At 73.4% G+C, this 22,256-nt stretch carries 8 protein-coding genes; 6 read left to right on the forward strand and 2 right to left on the reverse strand.

Annotated elements, in window-relative coordinates; translation table 11 throughout:
* Nucleotides 1-36: 36 nt before the first annotated feature.
* From AB0N07_RS24225 to AB0N07_RS24240, 4 genes are all read left to right on the forward strand, one after another.
* Complete coding sequence (locus AB0N07_RS24225; RefSeq protein WP_365838299.1) at nucleotides 37-14,205, forward strand: SDR family NAD(P)-dependent oxidoreductase; 14,169 nt, start codon at nucleotides 37-39, stop codon at nucleotides 14,203-14,205.
* Between the two features lie 69 nt (nucleotides 14,206-14,274).
* Nucleotides 14,275-16,653: a thioester reductase domain-containing protein gene (locus tag AB0N07_RS24230; RefSeq protein ID WP_365838301.1), complete on the forward strand. Its 2,379-nt coding sequence runs from the start codon at nucleotides 14,275-14,277 to the stop codon at nucleotides 16,651-16,653.
* The gene (locus AB0N07_RS24235) at nucleotides 16,650-17,789 is read left to right on the forward strand and encodes an esterase (protein ID WP_365838303.1); all 1,140 of its coding nucleotides are present in this window, start codon (nucleotides 16,650-16,652) and stop codon (nucleotides 17,787-17,789) included. The genes AB0N07_RS24230 and AB0N07_RS24235 overlap by 4 nt, the downstream gene beginning before the upstream one ends.
* 61 nt (nucleotides 17,790-17,850) lie before the next feature.
* Complete coding sequence (locus tag AB0N07_RS24240; protein ID WP_365838305.1) at nucleotides 17,851-18,627, forward strand: alpha/beta fold hydrolase; 777 nt, start codon at nucleotides 17,851-17,853, stop codon at nucleotides 18,625-18,627.
* Nucleotides 18,628-18,632: 5 nt separating this feature from the next.
* On the opposite strand, the gene AB0N07_RS24245 is transcribed toward AB0N07_RS24240, so the two are convergent.
* The gene (locus tag AB0N07_RS24245; RefSeq protein WP_365838307.1) at nucleotides 18,633-19,166 is read right to left on the reverse strand and encodes a DoxX family protein; all 534 of its coding nucleotides are present in this window, start codon (nucleotides 19,164-19,166) and stop codon (nucleotides 18,633-18,635) included.
* Nucleotides 19,167-19,333: 167 nt separating this feature from the next.
* Here AB0N07_RS24245 and AB0N07_RS24250 point away from each other — a divergent pair, with 167 nt between their 5' ends.
* Entirely contained in the window at nucleotides 19,334-19,855 is a 522-nt protein-coding gene (locus tag AB0N07_RS24250; RefSeq protein WP_365838319.1) for a hypothetical protein, read from the forward strand.
* A 33-nt stretch (nucleotides 19,856-19,888) separates the two neighbouring features.
* On the opposite strand, the gene AB0N07_RS24255 is transcribed toward AB0N07_RS24250, so the two are convergent.
* Entirely contained in the window at nucleotides 19,889-20,449 is a 561-nt protein-coding gene (locus AB0N07_RS24255; protein ID WP_365838309.1) for a hemerythrin domain-containing protein, read from the reverse strand.
* A gap of 154 nt (nucleotides 20,450-20,603) precedes the next feature.
* Here AB0N07_RS24255 and AB0N07_RS24260 point away from each other — a divergent pair, with 154 nt between their 5' ends.
* Nucleotides 20,604-21,803 carry an amidohydrolase gene (locus AB0N07_RS24260; protein WP_365838311.1) on the forward strand — a complete coding sequence of 400 codons (1,200 nt, stop codon included), beginning with the start codon at nucleotides 20,604-20,606 and terminating at the stop codon, nucleotides 21,801-21,803.
* The last annotated feature ends 453 nt before the right edge of the window (nucleotides 21,804-22,256 follow it).

Below are 22,256 nucleotides of genomic sequence, written 5' to 3' on the forward strand. Positions count from 1 at the left end.
CACACCGAGCCCGAGTTCACGAGGACACCTGCCCCGATGCCTGCGAACGAGTCCGCGAAGCAGCCCGCCGAGCCGTCCCTCACCACACCGCAGAGCGTGCGGGCCTGGCTGATCTCCTCGGTCGCCGAGGCGGCCGGGCTCGACCCGCTGACCGTCGACCCGCACCGGCCGATCGCTGAATTCGGCCTGGGATCACGCCAGTTGGTGACGCTGGCGGCACAGCTGTCCGAACGGATCGGCCGGAGCCTGAGCCCGTCTCTGATCTTCGACCACCCGACCGTCGCAGCACTGGCCGAGGCGGTGCTCGGTGACGCGCCCGACGCCACGGGCACGGCCACTCCCATGCGGTCCGGCCCGGCCGCGCGGACGAACGACGACATCGCGATCATCTCCATGGCGTGCCGCTTCCCGGGCGGCGCGGACGACCCCGAGGCGCTGTGGCGGCTGCTGGCCTCGGGTGAGGACGTCATCACCGAAGTACCTCCCGGCCGTTGGAACACCCAGGGACTGTACGACCCCGACCCGGAGGCCAACGGCACGGCGTATTCGCTGCGCGGCGGCTATCTGACCGGCATCGACCGTTTCGACGCGGCCTTCTTCGGGATCTCCCCGCGCGAGGCCGCGGCCATGGACCCGCAGCAGCGGCTGCTGCTGCAGACCGCCTGGGAGACCATCGAGCGCGCCGGCATCGTGCCCGGCACGCTGAACGGCAGTTCGACCGGCGTCTACGTCGGCCTGTACGACAGCGGCTACCTCGCCGCCGCCTCGCTGGAACAGCTCGACGGTCATGTCGGTACGGGCTCGGCGTCCAGTGTGGCCTCCGGACGTATCGCCTACTCCCTCGGCCTGCAGGGACCGGCGGTCACCGTCGACACCGCCTGCTCGTCCTCGCTCGTCGCCCTGCATCTGGCGGCGCGGGCGCTGGCGGGAGGCGAGTGCGACCTGGCGCTGGCGGGTGGTGCCTCGCTGCTGGTGACGCCCCGCGCGCATGTCGAGTTCAGCAGGCTGCGCGGGCTGTCGCCGTCCGGGCGGTGCAGTCCGTTCTCCGCGGATGCGGACGGGGTGGTGTGGGCCGAGGGCTGCGGCCTGGTGCTGCTCAAGCGGCTCGCGGACGCACACCGGGACGGCGACCGGGTCCTTGCCTTGATCAAGGGTTCCGCAATCAACCAGGACGGACGCAGCCAGGGACTGAGCGCCCCGAACGGTCCGGCGCAGGAGCGCGTGCTGCGCGCGGCCCTGGACGCGGCCGGGCTGCAGCCCGGCGACCTGGACCACGTCGAGACCCATGGCACCGGCACACCCCTGGGCGACCCCATCGAAGTCCGGGCGCTGGCCGCCGTCTTCGGCCCCGACCGCCCCGCGGACCGGCCCCTCGGCATCGGCTCGCTCAAGTCCAACCTCGGTCACGCGCAGGCCGCGGCGGGCATCGGCGGCATCATCAAGACCGTGCTGGCGCTCCAGCACGGCGTGCTGCCCGCGACCCTGCACGCCGCCACCCCGACCGGCCACGTCGACTGGCCGGACAGCGGACTGAGCCTCGTCACCAGCGCACGGGCGTGGCCCCGCGACGGCGAGCGGGTGCGGCGGGCCGGTGTGAGCGCGTTCGGGATCAGCGGGACGAATGCACATGTGGTCCTGGAGGAGGCGCCGCAGGGCCCCGGCCGGCTCGGCGCCGACGAGCCGACGAGGCAGACCCTCTTCCCGCTCTCCGCCCGCAGCCCCGAGGCCCTTCGCGGACAGGCCGAACGCCTCCGGCATGCGCTCGCCCGGCAACCGCAGCTGCCGCTGACCGCCGTCGCGTCGACACTCGCTCACCACCGCACCCACTTCGAGCACCGGGCCGTCCTCCAGGCCGCAGGCCGCGACGAACTGCTCGACGCCCTGCGCGGACTTGCCACAGCGCAACCGGACCCCGAGCTGACAGTGGGCCCCCAGCAGGCGCTCCCGACCGGGAAGTTGGCCTTCGTCTTCCCCGGCCAGGGGGCCCAGTGGGCGGGCATGGCCCGCGATCTGCTCGGCACCGACCCGGTGTTCGCCGACGAAATCGACCGCTGCGACGCGGCCCTGCGCCCGTTCACCACCTGGTCGGTCACATCGGTCCTGCGGGGCGATGCCGCCGCGCCCTCGCCGGCGCGCGTGGATGTCGTCCAACCGGTCCTGTTCGCCGTGATGGTCTCTCTGGCCGCCGTGTGGCGGGCGCGCGGCATACGGCCGGACGCGGTCATCGGGCACAGCCAGGGCGAGGTCGCCGCGGCCTGCGTCGCCGGGGCGCTCAGCCTCAACGACGCCGCCGCAGTGGTCGCCCTGCGCAGCCAGGCCCTGACCGAGCTGTCCGGCACCGGAACGATGGCGGTCGTCGCCCTCCCGCACACCGAGGTCGAGCCCCTCCTTGCCGCACTGGACGGCCGGGTGTCGGTCGCCGCCGTGAACAGCGGCCGCTCCACGGTGGTCGCCGGAGACGTCGAACCACTCGAGGCCCTCCTCGCCGACCTCCACCGGCGTCAGGTGTTCGCCCGCCGTCTCGACGTCGACTACGCCTCCCACACCGCCCACGTGGACCCGGTCCGCGCGACGATTCTCGACGAACTCGACGGTGTCACCACGTATTCGACGTCCGTCGCCTGGTACTCGACGGTGACCGGCGAACCGGTCACCGAAGAGCTGGAGGCCGGCTACTGGTACACCAACCTGCGCGAGCCGGTCCGCTTCGGGCCGACCGTGCAGCGGATGGCGGACGACGGCTACCGCTGCTTCGTCGAACTGAGTCCCCACCCCTCCCTGCTCACCGCCATCACCACCGTCGGCGAGGGACACGGCCACGACCTGGTCGCCGTCGGATCGCTGCGCCGCGACGAACCCGGACTCGCCTGCCTGGACCGCGCGACCGCCGAACTCCACGTCCGGGGCCGCCCCGTCGACTGGCGGCGCCTCGTCCCCGACACCGCCGACGCCGACCTGCCGACGTACGCCTGGGACACACAGCGCCACTGGACCGAACCCGACACCACCGCGAACGGGCCCGCCCTCTTCGACCGCGCCGCCCACCCGGTCCTCGGTATCCAGCTGCAGTCGGCCGACGCAACCCGCTGGACCTTCCGCAACGAGTGGTCCCCGGCCACCGCCGCCTGGCTGCCGGACCACACCGTGTTCGGACAGACGGTGGTGTCGGGCACCACCCTCATGGAGCTGTGCCGCGCCGCGCTCGCCGTCGTCCGCCCCGACGCCCGCGACGACCTGGCCGATCTGCTGCTGCTCGCGCCCCTGACCCTGCCCGTCTCCGGCACGGTCGAGGTGTCGGTCGAGGTGGACGCCTCCGCGTCCGTGCCGGAGATCACTGTGCACAGCCGCCCGCGCGGTCAGGAAGCGGCGGGGTGGACCCTGCACGCCACCGCGTCGGCGGCCGAACCGGGTCCCGCCGATGGCGCGTCGTCGCCGGTGTGGCCGCAGGCGGCCGATGAGCTCTGGGGCGAGGACACGTACGAGCGGCTCGCCGCGCTCGGGCTTGCCTACGGCCCGGCCTTCCGGGGCGTACGGTCGGTGGTCGCGACGGGCGAGGACGAGCTGCTGGCGCGGCTCGCCCTGCCACCCGTGACCGGGGATGCGGCCGAGGCGTATCCGGTTCATCCGGCGCTCCTGGATGCCGCATTGCAGGCGGCCGCCGCCTTCGACACGTCCGCGGGCCGGGCGCTGCTGCCCGTGGCGGTGGGTCGCTGCGCCCTCCCTCCGGGCGGGGCCGGCGAATTGACCGCGGTGGTGCGGCGTACCGGTGGCTCCGGCACGGACCTCGTCCTGGACGTGACGCTGTGGGACCCGGACGGCATCCCGGCAGGACGCCTGGAAGGCGTACGGCTGCGGGCCGCCGACCCGTCGGACCTGCGCGCGGGCTCGGAGCACGCCCGGCACCTGTACGAAGTGGCGTGGACGGCACTGCCCGCAGCGACCGCCGCCGGCGAGCGGGCGGCCTGGACGGTGATCGGCGACCGCTCGGACCCGGACGTCGAGGCGATCGTACGGGGCCTCACGGCGGCGGGAGTCGAACTGCGCGAGTCGGGAGCCGACATCGTCGTACGGCTGTGGCCGCGCCCGGCGGCGGACGCCGAACCTGCCGCTGTGGCAGGCGAGTTGGCGGCCCAAGCCCTCACAGAGGTGCAGGAACTCATCGCCCTGCCGCCCCACGGGGCGCCCGCGCGGACCCTGTGGGTGACCCGCGGTGCGGTCGCGACCGGGGAGGCCGACACCGTGCCGGGCCTGGCGCAGTCGGTGCTGTGGGGCCTGGCCCGCAGTACCCGCAGCGAGCACCCCGACCTCGGACTGACCCTGCTCGACCTCGACGGCGACATCGACAGCGCTCATGCCGCGACCGCGACGGTTGCTGCCATCACGTACGCCGAGGAACCCGAACTCGCCCTGCGCGACGGCGAGTTGCTGGCGCCGCGGCTGGTGCGCGCCCGCCCGGCCGACATGCTGCGGGTCCCGGCCGGGGACTGCTACCAGCTGACCGGCATTCCGGCCGAGGTCACCCTGCGCCCGGCGGCCCGTCAGACGCTCGGGCCCGCCCAGGTGCGGATCGAGGTGCACGCCGTCGGCCTGCATGCCACGCACATCTCCTGCGCCGGTGTGCTCGCCGAGGCCGGTCCCGAGGTCGAGGGCCTGGCGTGCGGTACGCGGGTCGTCGTTCCCGCCGAGGCCACGCCCGGATCCGAGCTGGTCGTGGACGCGCGGCTGGTCGCCGTGGTTCCGGACGAGCTGCCGTTCACGGCCGCGGTCGCCGTGTCCCTCGCGGACGAGGGCGAACGGGTGGCCGAGGCCCTGCGCGCCGCCGTCCGCACACCCGTACATCCCCAGGTCTTCCCGGTCACCGCCGCGCGCGAGGCGGTACGCCGTCGAGAGGTGTCCGGCCGCCCCGTCGTCCTCGACCTCGTCGGCCGCCCCGCTCTCGTGCCCACCGACGGCACGGTGCTGATCACCGGTGGCCTGGGCGCGGTCGGCCGGCAGCTGGCCCGCCTGCTGGCCGAACACGGGGTTCCGCGGCTGCTGGTGACCTCACGTCAGGGGCAAGCCGACCCGCGGGCCGCCGGGATCACCGAGGAGCTGGCCGCACTCGGTGCCGAAGTCGAGGTGGCTGCCTGCGACGTCGCGGACGCGACCGCCCTGGCCGATGTGCTCGCCGGCGTCGGCGACGCATTGCCGTTGCGCGGTGTGGTGCACTGCGCCGGAGTCCTGGCCGACGGCGTGATCGCCGAGCTGACTCCCGAACGACTCGCCCAGGTGCTGCGCCCCAAGGTCGACGGCGCAGCCCATCTGCACCGGCTGACCGCCGACCTGCCGCTGGAGCTGTTCCTGCTGGTCTCGTCTGCCGCCGGCCTCGTCGGCAACGCCGGGCAGGCCAACTACGCGGCCGCCAACGTGTTCCTCGACCAACTGGCCCACCACCGCAGGGCGCTGGGCCTGTCCGCCGCCTCGATCTCCTTCGGCGCCTGGGCCGGCGAGGGCCTTGCCGCCGAACACGCCGACCTGGAGCGGATGGCCCGCCTGGGCCACCGCGCCCTCACCCCGGAGCAGGGTCGCGCCCTCGTGGAGCTCTCCCTGTGCCGCGGCACACCGCACCTGCTCGCCTGGCATCTGGACCTGCCCCGCCTGCGCGACAACGCGGCGGCCGCCGGCGCTCTGTGGACCTCACTGCTGCCCTCACCCCGCCCCGACCGGCAGGCGGGCCGCGGGCCGGCCGACCGTCTGGCCCGGCTGACCGACACCGAACGCACCGCCCGGGTCCTGGAGTTGGTGTGCGAGGAAGCCGCCCACGCCCTGGGCCTGCCCGCACCCCGTTCCGTCCGTCCCGACCAGCCGCTGCGCGACCTGGGCATGGACTCCGTGACGGCCGTCGACCTGCGCAACCGCCTCGGCACCCGCATCGGCGTGCGGCTGCCCGCCACCCTGCTCTTCGACCACCCCACTCCCGCCCGCCTCGCCGATCACCTGCTCGCCACCGTGCTCGCACCGGACGGCGGCAGGCTCCGCCCCGCCGCGCCGGACGGGCAGCAGTCCCGCACGACGGCGGCCGCGACCGACGAACCGGTGGCCGTCATCGCGACGGCCTGCCGGCTGCCGGGCGCGGTGGGCTCCCCGCAGGAACTGTGGCGGCTGGTTGCGGAGGGCCGCGACGCGGTGGGCCCGTTCCCGGCCGGACGCTGGGACGTGGAGGCGCTCTACGACCCCGACCCGGAGGCGCCGGGCAAGTCGTACGCCCGTGAAGGCGGCTTCCTCGACGACATCGACTCCTTCGACGCGGCGTTCTTCGGCATCACACCGAAGGAGGCCGAGGCCATGGACCCGCAGCAGCGGCTGCTGCTGGAGACGGCCTGGGAGTCCGTGGAACGCGCCGGGATCGTGCCCGCCGAACTGGCGGGAACCAGCACCGGCGTGTACGTCGGCATGTTCGCCGGCGACTATCTGGCCGGGGCGCGGCTCGACCAGTTGGACGGCTACGTCGGCACCGGCTCGGCGCTGAGCGTGGCCTCGGGCCGGCTCGCCTACACGCTCGGGCTGAACGGCCCTGCCCTGACCGTCGACACGGCCTGCTCGTCCTCCCTGGTGGCGGTGCACCTGGCGGCGCAGGCGCTGCGCTCCGGCGAGTGCGACCTGGCCCTGGCGGGCGGGGTGACGCTCATGGTCACCCCGCAGACCTTCGTGGAGTTCAGCCGCCTGCGCGGTCTGTCCCCGACCGGCCGGTGCCGGTCGTTCTCGGATGCCGCCGACGGCGCGGTCTGGGCCGAGGGCGCCGGCATGGTCGTACTGAAGCGGCTGAGCGACGCCCGCCGCGACGGGGACGAGGTGCTGGCCTTACTGCGCGGCACCGCAGTGAATCAGGACGGCCGCAGCCAGGGGCTGTCCGCACCGAACGGTCCGGCGCAGGAACAGGTGATCCGGCGGGCCTTGGAGCTGTCCGGACTCGCCCCGGCCGACATCGACCACGTGGAGGCCCACGGGACCGGCACCACGCTCGGCGACCCGATCGAGGCGAACGCTCTCGCGGAGGTCTTCGGCGCCTCGCGCCCCGCCGGGCGGCCGCTGTACCTGGGCTCGCTCAAGTCCAACATCGGCCACGCCCAGGCCGCTTCGGGAGTCGCCGGGCTGATCAAGGTGATCCAGTCGCTGCGGCACGGGCTGCTGCCCCGCACACTGCATGCCGACACCCCCAGCCGCCATGTGGACTGGGCCGACAGCGGGCTGCACGTGCTGCGGGAGCCAGTGGCCTGGCCGACGGGCGAGCGGCTGCGGCGCGCCGGAGTGAGCGCCTTCGGCATCAGCGGAACCAACGCCCACGTGATCGTGGAGGAGGCGCCGCCGGTGGACCCGCCCGCTGCGCAGGGCGAACCCGCGCCGTCCAAGCGGCTGTTCGTGCTGTCGGCGCGCACCGAGGACGCGGTGCGCGGGCAGGCCGCACGGCTCGCTGAGCACCTGACCGGTGACACGGCGCTGCCGGACGTGGCCCACACCCTGGCCAGGCACCGCAGCCACTTCGAGCGGCGCACGGCGCTGGTGGCAGGCGACCGGGACGAACTGCTGGCAGAGCTGCGGGAGTTGGCCGGTGGTCGACGGCCCGTGGTGGCACGTCGTGAGGAGCCGTCCGGCAAGGTGGCCTTCGTCTTCGCCGGGCACGGCGGCCAATGGCCCGGTATGGGCGTGCAGTTGATGGCCGACTCGGATGCCTTCCGCGAGGAGCTGGCCCGTGTGGACGAGGCGGTCCGCCGGGAGGCGGGCTGGTCGGTCCTCGACGTCCTGCGCGCGCCCGAAGCGCTCGCCCCGCTGGGCCGGACCGAGTATCTGCAGCCGACCCTGTTCGCCGTGAACGCGGCGCTGGCCGCCGCCTGGCGGGCACTCGGTGTCGCACCGGACGCCGTTGTCGGACACAGCCTGGGCGAGATCGCCGCCGCCCACAGCGCGGGCGCCCTGACACTCGAAGCTGCCGTGACGGTGGTGTGCGGGCGCGCTCAGGCGGCCGTCCCGCTGGTCGGCAAGGGCGGCATGCTCGCCCTGGAACTCCCGCGGACCCGGGCGGAGGAGCTGCTTGAGCCGTATGCGGGGCGTCTGTTCGTCGCGGCGGTCAACAGCGCGCAGTCCACGGCCGTGTCCGGGGATGCGGACGCGCTGAGCGATCTGCTCGGCCAGTGCCAGGAGCTGAAGATCCCGGCGCGGCGACTGTCCACCCCCTTCGCCTCGCACACCCCCCTGATGGCGGCACTGCGCGACGAGCTGCTCGACCGCATCGGCACCGCCCGGGGCAGGCACACCGCGACGCCGCTGTACTCGACCGTGACGGCCCAGCCCGTGCCGGGAGAGCGGCTGGATGCCGGGTACTGGTACCGCAACCTCAGTGAGCCGGTCCGCTTCGGGGACACGATCCGGCGGATGCTGGACGACGGGTACCGGTACTTCGTCGAGCTCAGCCCGCACCCCTCGCTCGGCTCCGCCATCGAAGCGGTCGCCGCCGAAGCCGGAATCGACGCCGTGAGCATCGCCTCGCTCCGCCGCGAGGAGGGCGGCCTCGACGACCTGCTGCGCAGGGTGGGGGAGTTGCACACGGCCGGGCACACCCCCGACTGGCAGGCCCTCTTCCCGGCCGGCCGACGCGTCGACCTGCCCACCTACGCCTTCGCCCGCGAACGCCACTGGCGCACGCCGGCCTCCCCGACGGGGGGCCTCTCACCGCTGCTGGGCACGCACATCGAGGCCAGCGACGAGGCGGACCGCCACATCTTCCAGACCGAGATCGACCTGCGCGACGGCCGCTTCGCCTATCTCACCGACCATCGCGTCACCGGCGAGGTCTGGCTGCCCGCCGCGGCCTTCCTGGACATGGCACTGGAGGCGGCATCAGCCGTACAGGGCAGCGGCGAAGTGGCGCTGACCGACGTCAGGTTCGACCAGCCGCTGCGGCTGGACGCGCAGCGGCCGGTGCGGCTGCAACTGGTCCTGCGGCCCGCCGAGGACGGCTCACGTCCCTTCGCCATCGCTTCGGCTGCGGCCTCCGAGCGCTGGGAGCGGCATGTCACCGGGCGCGTCACTTCGGTCAGCGGCGACCGGGCGCCGGACGAGCACGAATCGCCGGCTGCCCTGCGCGAACAGTGCGCCCAGGAGGCCGACCTGTCCGCCGTATACGCCCGACTCGCCGCCCTCGACATCGAATACGGACCCGCCTTCCGCGGTCTGGAGCAGGGCCGCTTCGGGGACTCGGCCGCGTGGGGAAGGCTTGCCCCGCGGCCCGCCGCCGGTCATCTGCTGCACCCGGCCGTCCTCGACGCCGCCTTCCACACGGCCGCCCTGCCGCACGACACACCCGCAGGCCGGGCCTTCGTACCCGCCGGAGCCGGACGGCTGCACTTCACCGGGCGCAGGACGACTCCCGTATCGACGACGTGCCGACTGCGCTCCGTGGACGCCGACCGAGCAACCCTCGACCTGCGACTGTACGACGAGGACGAGCAACTCCTGCTGGTCGTCGAGGAGTTCGAGCTCGCCGCGCTCTCCCCACTGGACGGCGCACTGTTCGAGACCCGCTGGCAGCCGCGCCCGCCCGCCAAACAGACGCCCACCCAGGGCAGTTGGCTGATCCTCGCCGACGAGACGGGCGTCGCCGCCGAACTCGCCGACCGGCTCGACGCTGCTTCCGTGCCCCATGTGATCGCCCACAGAGGCGGGGCATACGACGTCCAGGGCCCCGGCCGGTACGTGCTCGACCCGGCCGATCCGCAGCACCTGGCCCGTCTGTTCGAGGACGCCTTCGCGGACGCGGCACCCGAGCGCGTCGTGCAGCTGTCCGCGCTCGACGCCCCGCCGATCGGCGATGCACGCACCGCGCGGGAGGCGGCGCGGCTGTGCTGCCTGAGCACCCTGCACCTGGTACGGACGCTCACCGACCGGGCGCAGGGCCCGGCGCCCCGCCTGTTCACGGTCGTCCGCGGCAGCCAGGCCGCCGGCGACAGCACCCAGGTGACCCGTCCCGAACAGGCCCTGGCCTGGGGCTTCGGGCTCGCCCTCGCCCAGGAGCACCCGGAGCTGAGGACCACCCTGATCGACCTGCCGCCCACGGACGGCGTGGACGCCCTGTGGACGCAACTGCGGTACGCCGACGACGAACGCCTCCTCGCGCTGCGCGGCGCGGACCGCATGGTGCCGCGTCTGACCCGCACCCGTCCGGACGACGGCGCCGGCGACGGCGCCACCCCGGACGGCGTCCACCTGATCACCGGCGGTCTGGGCGGCCTCGGCCGCGTCGTCGCCGAGCGGCTGGCACGGCGCGGCGCCCGCAAGCTGGCCCTGCTGGGCCGCAGCGCGCCGACCCCGCAGGCGGCGGAGTGGATCCAGGGCCTGGAAGAGCGCGAAGTCACCGTGCACGTGGTCCGTGCCGACGTGGCCGACCGCGCAGGCCTGACGTCCGCCCTGGACGCCGTACGACGGGAAGCCGGACCGATCGCCACGGTCGTCCACACCGCGGGCGTCCTGGACGACGCCACGGTCGTGAACCTGAGCGACGAACGCGTCCTGAACGTTCTGGCCCCGAAGGTGCTGGGCACCACCCTGCTCACCGAACTCGTCCCCGAGGCCGAGAACCTCGTCCTGTTCGCCTCCGCGGCCGGCCTGCTCGGCTCGGCCGGCCAGAGCCCCTACTCGGCGGCCAACGCCTTCCTGGACGCCTGGGCCCACCACCTCTCCCTCGCCGGGAGGAGTGCGCTCAGCCTGGACTGGGGCGCGTGGACCGGCGTCGGCATGGTCGCCGCCGACGCCATCCGGGCCGTAGAAACCAGCCGGTCGGGTCTCGTTCCCTTCACTCCCGCCGAGGGCGGTGAACTGTTCGACCGCGTCCTGGCCACCGAACGCCGCCAACTCGCCCCCCTCGCCCTGGACCGGGAACTGCTCGCCCTCGACCCCGACGCCGCCCGCACCCGCCCCCTCCTCGCCGACCTGGCCACCGTCCCCGCGGGCCCGCAAGGCTCCGACGACCTGGTCAAGCAGGTGTTCGCGGCCACGACGCAGGAACAGCGCACGGAACGGCTGGAGGCATATGTGCGCGCGAGGGTCGGCCAGGTCTCCGGCGGTGCCGTCGACCCCTCCGCCACCACGGCCCTCAAGGAACTGGGCCTGGACTCCCTCATGCTGGTGCGGCTGCGCAACGCCTTCGCCCGCGAACTGGGCGCCGAACTCCCGTCCACCGCAGTCTTCTCGGCCACCGACATCCGAGGCCTCGCCCAGGCCCTGGCCACAGCCCTGCCCGAACGCAGCACGGTGGCGCCCCGGACCGAAGCGGCCACCGAAGTGCCGGACAGCGAACTGCGCCCGGCCACCCGTGACGTCGTGCGCCTGCAGCGCAGCGCCCGCCCGGACATGCCGGCCGCGGCCCATGCAGTCGGCCTCGCCGTACGGCTCACCACCGCGACCACCCATACCACGCTCGCCGGCATCCTCACCCGCCTGGCCGCCCGGCATGCGGCCCTGCGCACCGCGATCGTCACCGGAAGCGAGGGCGGCAGGCAGCTGCGGGTGGAGCGGGAACCCGCACAGCCGCTGCTGCGTTGGACGGCCGTACCCGCGGCCGACGAGCTTGACGCCGCCGACCGGTTGCGCCGGCTGGTCGAGCCGCCGTTCGACCTCGCACAGCCCCCAATGTGGCGCTTCGAACTCCTCGACGGCGGCGAGCGCGGCCAGATCCTGCTGTACGGCGCCCACCACGCGGTGAGTGACCTGCAGTCCCTGCTGCTGGTGGCCGCCGAGATCGACAGCGAACTGTCCGGCACCGCCCTCGCGGGTACGGTCACCAACCGTGACCTGGACCTGTTGATCGAGGCGCAGCAGCCGGGGGAGGGCCCCGGAACCGGCGCGGCCGAGTGGCGCGAGGCCTTCCACGGCAGCGAGCGCCTCGACCTGACGCTCACTCACCCGCGTCCGGCCGCACGCTCCTACCGGGCCGGCAGCGTGAGCGTGGCGATCCCCGACGGCCTCATGCAACAGGTGACGGCGGCCGCGAGCAGCCTCGCCGTCACACCCGCCGCCTTCTGCCTGGGCACCCTGACCGTGCTGCTGGCCAGGCTGCGGGAACGGGAGCGCTTCGTCCTCGCCGTGCCGGTCGACACCCGTATCCACGCCAACGCGTTCGACGCGGTGGGCTTCTTCGGGGTACCGGTGCCCTTCCCCGCCGAGGCGAGGGCACAGGAGCGGATCGAGGACGTGCTGCGCCGCACCGACAGCCGCCTGGAGAAGATCCTCACGAAGGGCGCGATGTTCTCGGACGTCCTGCCGGTGCTGGCCAAGCAGGGCCTGTACCGGCCCGACGCGCCTCTGGTGGAGGTGTACTTCAACTACGTTCGAGCCGCGGGCGGCCTCACCTGCCTGGACGTGCTGCCGGTGGGGACCGGCTACTCCGACCTCGACCTCATGATCACCGTGACGCCGGAGGCCGGCCGCGTCCGGCTCGACCACAACCTCGACATCCTCGACACGGCCACGGCCGCCGGGCTGGGGGAGGAGCTGGTGCGGCTGCTCGCGCAGACGGCCGAGGACGCCTCGCGGCCGGTGGGTACGACGCCTGCCGTCGGCGAAGAGGCTCCCGTGGCATCCGCTCCGCGCCCCGCACTCGCCCTCGCCGCCACCTTCGCCCTCGGCCACCTGCCCCTGATGTGCGAGGCGGCCCTCGACGACGGGGCACCGGACGGCACGGCGACGACCGTCGTTGAAGCCCCGTACCACCAGGTGCTGGCCGGTCTGCGGGATCCTTCCGGCGTCTTCGCCGACGCGTCGACGGCAGTGGGCGTGGTGCTGCTGCGGGCGGCGGACCTGGAGCGGTTCGGTCCGGTGGACGACGCGCTGCTCGCCGAGCTGCGCACCGCCTACCCCGCCGCCCTGCGGGCCCTGGCCGAGCGCACCCGTAAGCCGCTGGTCGTCGGCTTCCTGCCCGCCGCACACACCCCGGAGCGCCTGCAGCGCTGGGAGCGCGAACTCGCCGCCGAACTCGCCGAGTTGCCCGCAACAGCCGTACTCGGTCCCGGCGACTGGACCAGCCTGCACCCCGTCGAGGAACACTTCGACGAACGCACCGAGCGCCTGGCCCACCTCCCCTTCACGCCCCAGTTCCAGGCGGCCGTCGCCCTGCGCCTCGCCGACGTCGTGCGGGCCGTGCGCCGTCCCGCGCCGAAGGTGATCGCGGTGGACGGCGACGAAACCCTGTGGGGCGGAGTGGCCGGGGAGATCGGCCCCGGCGCGGTGGACCTGACCGGTCCCCGGGCCCTGCTGGCACGCAAGCTGCTCGAATGGCGTGCGGCCGGCGCGCTGCTGGTGCTGGTCAGCAACAACGACGAAGAGACCGTACGCGCGGTCCTGGACCGCCCGGACAGCCTGCTGAAGCCGGAACACTTCAGCGTGCTCTCCGCCGCCTGGGGCCCCAAGCCGGACCGCCTCGCCGAGGCGGCGCACACGCTCAACCTCGGCCTGGACAGCTTCCTGTTCCTCGACGACAACCCCGCCGAGATCGCCAAGGTCCGCTCGGCGCTCCCGCAGGTGCTCTCGGTCACCTGCCCGCCGACCGCCGAACTCGTGGCGTTCCTGGGCCGGTTGTGGCCGCTGGTGCCTTCCGCGGCGACGTCCGAGGACGCACTGCGCGCCCGCTTCTACGAACAGGAACGGGAACGGGACACCGAGCGCGAGCGAGCCGGCTTCGAGGAGTTCCTGGCCGGGCTGCAACTGGAGGTCGACATCCGGCCCCTGACCGCCGCCGACGTTCCGCGGGCCGAGCAACTGGTGCGCCGCACCAACCAGTTCACCCTCCACCCGCGCTCCGACGACGGCCTCGACGTAACCCGCTGGGGCGAGCAAGGCGAGGTGTGGACGGCAGCGGCCCGGGACCGGTTCGGCGACTACGGCCAGATCGGCCTCCTCGCCCTGCGTGCGGACGGTGACCTGCTCGACGTACCGGCCTGGCTGATGAGCTGCCGCGCCCTCGGCCGGGGCGTCGAAGAACGCCTGCTGCAGTGGCTGGCCGACCGCGCCGAGGAGCTCGGCTGCCCCAAGGTCCGGCTGACCGCGCAGCGCACAGAACGCAACGCACCGGCCCGCCGGCTGCTGGCCGCCCTGGGCGGGGGAGCGCAGGACGACGAGCGCCTGGAGTGCGTGGTCACGCCCGAACACCTGCGGGCGTTCCGCTCCTGGCAGCAGTGACCGGTGACGAAGCAGACAGCAAGAGGAAAGGAACCGCGGACATGGTTGCTGACATGGTGAAGGGCACTCATGCGTGAGACGAACGAGAACGCGTCGGCGTACGCCGGCCGGCGGGCGACGGCGGAGTCGATCGAGCGCGGCGGCGGCGGACTGGGCGTGAGCGACCTGCTGGCGAGGGTCGTGCCGGCTGCCGTGCCCGCGCACTCCGCCACCGCCGCGGACGGGCCGCCCGACACGGATCCGCCCCTGGACGTCGACGTGCTCGCCGCCGTCATCGCCGCGGCGGCCGGCCGCCATCTGCCCGAGGGGCGTCTCGCGCCCGACGCCGACTTCTTCGACGCCGGCGGCAGTTCCGTGAACGCGGTGGAACTCGTGGCGGAGCTGGAGGAGGAACTGGGCATCGAGGTCGATCTGGACGAGGTGTTCGCCGACGCCCGCCCCAGCAGCCTCGCCCGCCGCTGGGCACGGATCCCCGGCATCAGGGCCGTCGCCCCCACGGTCACCACCGCGGGACACTCGAGGGCCGGGTCGACGACTGCGCCGCCCGTCCCCTCTCCGCTCACACCACCGCCCCCGGCCGCACGGTCGGCCGAGCCTGCCCACGCGCCGCACACCACCGCCCGCCGCGAAGACCTCGACCAGATCCTGGCCGACCTCGCTCTCGCCGACCGCCTCCCGTTCATCGCCGCTCCCGAGCCGTTGCCGCCCCGCCGGATCCTGCTCACCGGCGCGACCGGCTTCCTCGGCAGCCATATGCTCCTGGACCTGCTGCGCCACAGCGACGCCCATGTGCACTGCCTGGTCCGCGCCGCCGACGAGGCAGCGGCCGAGACCCGGCTCGGCGAGGCCCTGCGCAGCTACCGGCTGCCCTGGTCGACGGAGGTCCGCCGCCGCATCACCGTGCTGCCCGGCGACATCCGCCACCCGCACCTGGGCCTGAGCGAGGAACGGTGGAACGAGCTCGCGCATGAACTGGACGGCATCGTGGGCGTGGCCGCGGCCGTCGACTTCCTGCGCGGCTACCAGTCACTGCGCGCGAGCAACGTCCTCGGCACCCTCGCCCTCGCGGAACTGGCGGCCGCCTGCCGCCCCAAACCCCTGCACCACATCTCCTCCATCGCCGTCTTCAACGAGGTCGGCATCACCTCCATGGGCGAGGACGACCCCCTGGCCCACGCCGACCGCCTCATCGCGGGCTACGACCAGACCAAATGGGCCGCGGAGGTCGCGCTGCGCCGCGCCCGCGACCACGGCCTGATCGTCACCGCGCTGCGCCCGGGCGGCATCGGAGGCCACACCAAGACCGGCGCCTACAACCCCCAGGACCTCTCCAGCGGCCTCGTGTCGGCCTTCGGCCGCTTCCGCACCGTGCCCGCCTTCCGATACCTCAACGTCGCCCCGGTGGACTGGGTCAGCCGGGTCGCGGTCGGCGTCATCTGCGAACCGGACGCCTGGGGCTTCGACTACAACCTGACCGGCGTGCCCAACACCCTCGACGACGTCGTACAGGACATGGCCCTGGGCGGCATGCACGTGCGCGTCAAGGACTGGGACGACTGGCGCACCGACGCCCTGGCCCGCCTCCAGGCGGAACCGATACCCGAACTGACCTTCCTGTCCCGGGTGTTGCAGAGCCCCACCGCTCTCAAGCTGTGCGAGGCGACGCTCAAGGGACCGGCGGCCACCGGCGAACGCACCGCTCACCTCGTCGAGGCCCTCGGCCTTCCCCCAGCCACCCGTTACGACGCCCGCGCACAGCTCAAGACCTTCGAGCGGCTGGCGGGCGACGGTCTGGCCCGGCTGCCGCACAAGGACGACCAGCCCTACCTCTGGTTCACCGAGACCACCGAAGGCCAGGTGGGCCCGGTCGCAGCCCCCTCCGACACGCCCTGCTCGATGGCCCTCACGCTCTCCATCGCGAGCATGCACCAGCTGGTCACCGAGCGCCGCATCGACGTACGCGGACACCTCACCTGCCCGGCCGCACACCCCGACCCGCTCACCGTGGAACGGGGCGACGCGTGGATCCGCCCCGAGGAGGGCATTCCCGAACACCACGGCCTGGCCCACCAACTCCTGCGCTACCGGCTGCTGTTGCGCGACACGGACGGCGGCAGCTGGTGGCTGGAGGGCCGCAAACACGCCCGCGCCCGCCGCGACCTCTGGCGCCAGACCCGCGCCCTGACCGTCCGAATCGGACGCGAGGGCGAACCCGCCCTCCTGGCCGGCGAGTTGGTCGTGCCCGCGGACAGCTACGTACGCGACCAGATCGACGGCATCCAGGTCGACCCCCGTCTCACCAGCCGGGAGCAGCGCGCCGCCAAGCTGACCTGGCTCGCCTGGTTCGGCCTCCAGATGGGCCGCGGCCTGCTCGGCCCCTTCACCCGGGCCGCCGCCGACCTCCTCGACCTGCGCCGCACCCAGCACCCCACGGAGCACAACCGATGATCTTCAAGGCGACGAAACCCACCACCAGGCCGGCCCTCCGCAAGGTCAGAACCACCCCCACCCTGCGTCCCCTGCACCACCGTCTGGACCCGCAGCAGGTCGAGGAGATCCCCTTCCACGCCCCGGACGGCGTCCGCCTCGGCCTGACCCGCATCGACACCGGCGAGCCGGACCGTCCCGCGGTGCTCCTGCTGCACGGACACACCGCCTCCGCCGACATGTTCCTGCTGCCCGAGATCCGCAACCTCGTCGACGTACTGCTCGACGACGGCTACGAGCCGTGGCTGCTGGACTGGCGCGGCAGCTGCCGCCTGCCGTACAACGCCACCGGCCGGAAATACACCTACGACGACGTCGCCCTCTACGACATCCCCGCCGCCGTCGCCCACATCCGCGCCCGCATCGGCGAGGACCGTCCGCTGTTCGCCGTGGCCCACTGCATCGGCGCCCTCACCCTGTCCCTGAGCATGACGGCGGGCCTGGTACCGGGCCTGTCGGGCGTGGTCGCGCAGGGCGTGTTCCTCACCCCGAAACTCGCCGGCCGCACCTCGCTGCGCATGTCCCTGGCCGGCGAACTGCTGAAGTCCCGCCTCGACCACATCCCCGTCGACTTCCGCACGGTGGGCCTGCGGTCCAAGTACACGCCGCTGTTCGCCCTGGCCTCGCGCAAGGCCGACTGCCCCGACCCCACCTGCCAGATCCTGCACCACTCGGCGTGGGGCACCGGTGCCTCGCTCTTCGTCCACGAGCACCTGACCGAGACCACCCACAACCGGCTCGCCGAACTCCTCGGCCCCGCACCCCTGTGGATCCTGCCGCACCTGCGCCGCATCGAACTGGCCCGCACCGTGGTCCGCTGGCACGACACCGACCACCGCTACGCGGCCCTGCCTCCCAACGCCCTGGACGCGGCCGGCCGCATCGACACACCGCTCCTTCTCCTGGCGGGCAGCGACAACGGCCTGTGGCTGGACTCCCAGCAGCTGTGCCACGACGTCCTCGCCCGCCGCCACCCGCACCTGGACGTGACCTACACCGAGATCCCCGGCTACGGCCACCTGGACACCTTCCTCGGCCGGGGCGCCGCCCTCGACGTCTTCGGGCACATCCTCGACTTCCTCGGCGAACGGCGGTGACGAGGGCCCCGCCGACCGCTAACGTACTCGCCAGTAACCGATCTGTTCCCCAGGAGGCACGATGCCGCAGCTCGAAGTCGACGGCGCAACGCTGACGTACGACGACGAGGGCCCCCGCGACGGCGACGGCGTGCCCCTGGTGTTCATCCACGGCTGGACGGCCGACCGCCACCGCTGGGACCACCAGATGGCCCACTTCGCCGAGAAGCGCAGGGTGATCCGCCTCGATCTGCGCGGCCACGGCGACAGCAGCGGCGCGGGGGTGCCCACCGTCGCGGAACTGGCCACCGACGTCCTCGCCCTGCTCGACCACCTCGAGGTGGAACGGGCCGTCCTCGTGGGCCACTCGATGGGCGGCATGATCGCGCAGACCATCACCCTCGACCATCCGGAGCGAGTCGAACGCCTCGTGCTGGTGGGCTCCATCGCCCGCATGACCTACAGCCGCGGCCGTGGCCTGCTCATGGCGGCTTCGACACTCGTCCCCTACAAGCTGTTCGTCGCCACCAACATCCAGCGCGCCTTCGGCCCCGGCCATCCCCGCGAGGAGGTCCGCGCCCACATCAAGGCGTCCGCCGCCACCCCGCGCGAGGTCGTCATGACGCTCTACGGCGCCATGCGAGCGTTCGACGTCCTGGACCGGGTCGGGGAGATCCGCACACCGACCCTCCTGATCCACGGCTACCACGACATCCAGCTGCCGGTGCGACAGATGCTGCGCATGGCCAAGGCCTACCCGGACGCCGAGGTCCGCATCATCGACGCCGGTCACGAGCTGCCGCTGGAGAAGCCGACAGAACTGACCACCACCCTCGAGCGGTTCCTCGCCCGCGGGTGAGGTGATCAGCGGGCCAGCCGGGCCCGGACACCGCCGACCGCGGCGGCGGGCCGGGCCGTGGCCCGTACGGACCGGCGTACCAGATGGGCATCGCGCCGCAGATCATGGGCGGCGTGTCGGCCACGCCACGCCAGCGAGGGAGCGCCTGCGGTGTCGTCGGCCGCGATCAGCAGACCGCCGAGCATCGACAGGTTCTTGAGGAAGTGGATGCGTTGCTGCGCGCGCTCCTCGGGGTCGTCCGCCTCCCAGAAGCGGTGACCCGCGAGAGTCGTCGGCACCAGCGTGGCCGCGATGGCCAGCGCAGCAGGCCGGGGCAGCCGGCCGCTCGCCAGCAGCAGACCCGCCACCATCTGTACGGCTCCATTGAGCCGTACGACCTGCTCGGTGCGGTCCGGCAGGGCGTCGACCCGCTCGGTGACCGGCCGGACGACGGGCTCGGCCACCGGAGCGACCTCCTCGGGAGCGCGCAGCGTGTTCAGACCACCGGAGACGAACATGGAGGCGAGCATGGGGCGGCCGACCAGACGCAGAAGACTCATGACCTTCTCCCAGGGGTGGGCGCGTGCAGAGACCCACCGGGTTCCCGCGCCGCTGTGGTCGATGCCACGTCACCGGACCGGATGCGGGCATGTCCCTGCCCGAGCCGGCGAGCTACCGTTTTTCACAAGCCCTTGCCCTCTCCCCACGCAGTACGGACGGCCCCGCAGTGCTCGCAGATCTCTCCCCGCTCATCGCGGCGACCGCCCAGTGGCTGACCTGCGCCTATCCCTCGGGCGGCGGCGCACTGGCCTCGGCCCTGTGCGAGGTGCAGGCCCGCCAGGCTGTGACGGTCGCCGCCTGGCTGCGCTACCCCACGCCCGTGGACGCTGCCCTGGTCGGCATGGCGGGTCCGGGCGGATCCGCCCGGCTCGACTGGATCGCCGGCGCGGAGGCCGCCGACGGCCAGGACCCGGACGCGTACGCCTGGCGCACCTGGGTCGACGAGGTCGTGGCCAGCTGGGCGGCCTGTCTGCTGAGCGACCCGCAACTGGCCAGCCGCGCCGTGGCCGCTCTCGCCGAGGGCAGCCATACGGCCGGACCGCCCGCTGCGTTCCGGCGCCTGGTGGCCCCCGACGAGAGCGACCGGCGGGCGGCGGCCCTGCTGCGCCACCCCGACCTGCTTGCCCCGGTGACCGCACTGCACCAGGACCAGCTGATGACCCTGCTCAAGCCGGGACAGCCCGCCTGAGAGCAGGCCGTCAAGGCGCCGGGCGTCGGGTCACTAGTGCTTGCCGCGTCCGCTCAGCGCGTCACGCATGCGGTCGACCAGCCCGGCCCCCGGCGCCAGCAGCTTGTTGGCCGGAGGCTTGTCGGGTGCGGAGGGGTGCGGCCGGGTCGGCGCCAGCTTCTTGGCCTGGCGCACCTTGTCTCCCAGCTCGTCGAGGGCCTCCGCCGAGCATGCCGTGCGCAGCTGGGGGAAGAGGTTCTCCTCCTCGTCGGCGATGTGCGCGCGTACCTCGCTCATCAGCCTCCCGACAAGACGGTCGAACTCGGGGTCGTCCACGTCGCAGCTCTCCAGATCCTTCATGATCTGCTCGGCGCCGGCATGGTCCTCGATCTCCCTGTCCGCCATGGTGTTGCCGTTGACGAGATGTTCCCGCACCGCCGGGTAGAGGTACTCCTCCTCGGCCACCGAGTGCCGTACCAGTTCCATCGTGGCCTGGTCGGCGTACACCTTGCGCGTCCTGTCACCGGACGGCAGCGCCTCGATCCGGCCGAACAGCTCCTCGACCTCCCGGTGATCGGTCATCAGTTCGTCGATGACGTTTCCTCCGTGTCCCATCCTGTCCACCTCCAGCCAAGAAGCGGCGGCTCCCCGTCCGGATCCGCCGGAGCCCCGAGTGCCCCGTCCCGCAGCGGGTTAACGGTGTGGGAGGCCGACTTGTTGGAACTCGCACAGAGACACACACGTACCTGGAAAACCTCGGGAGGCCGGTGTGGCAGACGCGGTGGACGAGGCGCTCGGACGGGTGGTCAGGGAGGTGGCCGCCCGCTCGGAGCGCCTGTGGGAGGTCGCCCTGGCCCTGCACGCCGACCCCGAGTACGGATTCGAGGAACACCGGGCGGTGCGGCTGCTGAGCGGCGAGCTCGAACGCGAGGGGTTCACGGTGCAGCGGGACCTCGCCGGACTGCCCACCGCCTTCGCCGCGCGGGCCGGAACCGTGCGCCGGCCGGCGGTGGCCCTCCTCCTGGAGTACGACGCCCTGCCCGGGCTGGGGCACGCCTGCGGTCACAACCTGATCGCCGCGGCCGGCCTCGGCGCCGCGCTCGCGGCACGGGCCGTGCTGGGGGACGGCGCAGGGGCCGTATGGGCCGTGGGTACGCCCGCGGAGGAGGGTGGCGGCGGCAAGGTCACCGAGACCGAGGCCGGCGTCTTCGACGACGTCGACGCCGCCCTGATGTTCCATCCCGGTGTCCACAACTGGCAGTGGGCGCCCCTGACCGCCCAGACGCAGTACCGCATCGGCTTCCACGGCCGTGCCGCCCACCCCACCGGGAACCCCACCGAGGGCATCGACGCCCTCGCGGCCCTCATCCAGCTGTTCAACGCCCTCGCCGCCGCCGGCCCGCGCCTGCCGCAGGGGTCGCACGTCCAGGGCATCATCACCGACGGCGGCATGGCGACGAACATCGTCCCCGAGTACGCGGAAGGCCTGTTCGGGCTGCGCGCCGCGACGACCGCCGCTCTGGAGGAGCTCGCGGGCGAGGTGCTGACCTGCGCACAGGGCGTGGCCCGCGCCATGGGCACGACGGTCGCGTTCGGGCGGGCCACACCGCGCTACGAGCACTTCCGGGACAGCGCGGCCCTGTCCGTACGGTTCGCCCGTCACCTGGCCCGCGCGGGCATCGACCTCACACCACCGGCGCCCGGCGTGTTCCTCGGCTCCTCGGACATCGGCAACGTCAGCGGACGCGTCCCTGCCATCCACCCCTTCGTCGCGATCATGGATCCGGACGGCTCCGACCACACCCCCGAGTTCGCCATCGCGGCAGCCTCCGACCGCGCCCGTCGCGTGCTCCTCGCCGCGACCGAAGCACTGGCCTGCACAGCGGTCGAACTCCTGCTGTCGGCCGAACTGCGCGAACAGGCCTGGCAGGAGCACAGGGGCAGCGTCGCGGCCGTGGCCCAACGCTGAAGCGCCCCTGCACGACCCGTTGCCACTCTGCGTTCGGTGCCGCCGGTCATTCCGCGAGGGCGTGGAGGAGGTCCTGCCATGTGGGACCGGTGGGCATGTGCTGCTCGACCTCCGGGACAAGGCCGGGTACGGCGTGGGCGATGCCCGGAGCCGGCAGCGCCTTCTGAACGTCGTGAAGGAGATGGGCCGCGGCCCGCTCCGCCCGCAGGGCGTCCGGAAGGTGCCGGGCCGGCAGCGCGAGTGCTCTGGCTCGGCTCCAGCCCGTGTGCCGGCAGGGTGGCCTGCCGCATGGGCGTCCATCACGGCCGGGCGGTGACGGGAGCAGGCGGTGGTCTGCCGGCTGACCACCGCGAGGCCGTCCCCCGGCGCGGCGCCGAACGCCGTGGCCCGGTCCAGGGGGCCGCACACCGTCCCGCGCCGCGGCGCACCGCAAGCGCGCAGGGCGGTAGCAGC

Origin of the sequence: Streptomyces sp. NPDC051172, assembly GCF_040682555.1 — a bacterium.
In the GTDB taxonomy this organism is placed as follows: domain Bacteria; phylum Actinomycetota; class Actinomycetes; order Streptomycetales; family Streptomycetaceae; genus Streptomyces.

Excerpts from the sequence above, each read along its gene's own strand:
- AB0N07_RS24225 (WP_365838299.1), top strand. The coding sequence starts at position 37 with ATGCCTGCGAACGAGTCCGCGAAGCAGCCCGCCGAGCCGTCCCTCACC.
- AB0N07_RS24230 (WP_365838301.1), top strand. The coding sequence starts at position 14,275 with ATGCGTGAGACGAACGAGAACGCGTCGGCGTACGCCGGCCGGCGGGCG.
- AB0N07_RS24235 (WP_365838303.1), top strand. The coding sequence starts at position 16,650 with ATGATCTTCAAGGCGACGAAACCCACCACCAGGCCGGCCCTCCGCAAG.
- AB0N07_RS24240 (WP_365838305.1), top strand. The coding sequence starts at position 17,851 with ATGCCGCAGCTCGAAGTCGACGGCGCAACGCTGACGTACGACGACGAG.
- AB0N07_RS24245 (WP_365838307.1), bottom strand. The coding sequence starts at position 19,166 with ATGAGTCTTCTGCGTCTGGTCGGCCGCCCCATGCTCGCCTCCATGTTC.
- AB0N07_RS24255 (WP_365838309.1), bottom strand. The coding sequence starts at position 20,449 with ATGGGACACGGAGGAAACGTCATCGACGAACTGATGACCGATCACCGG.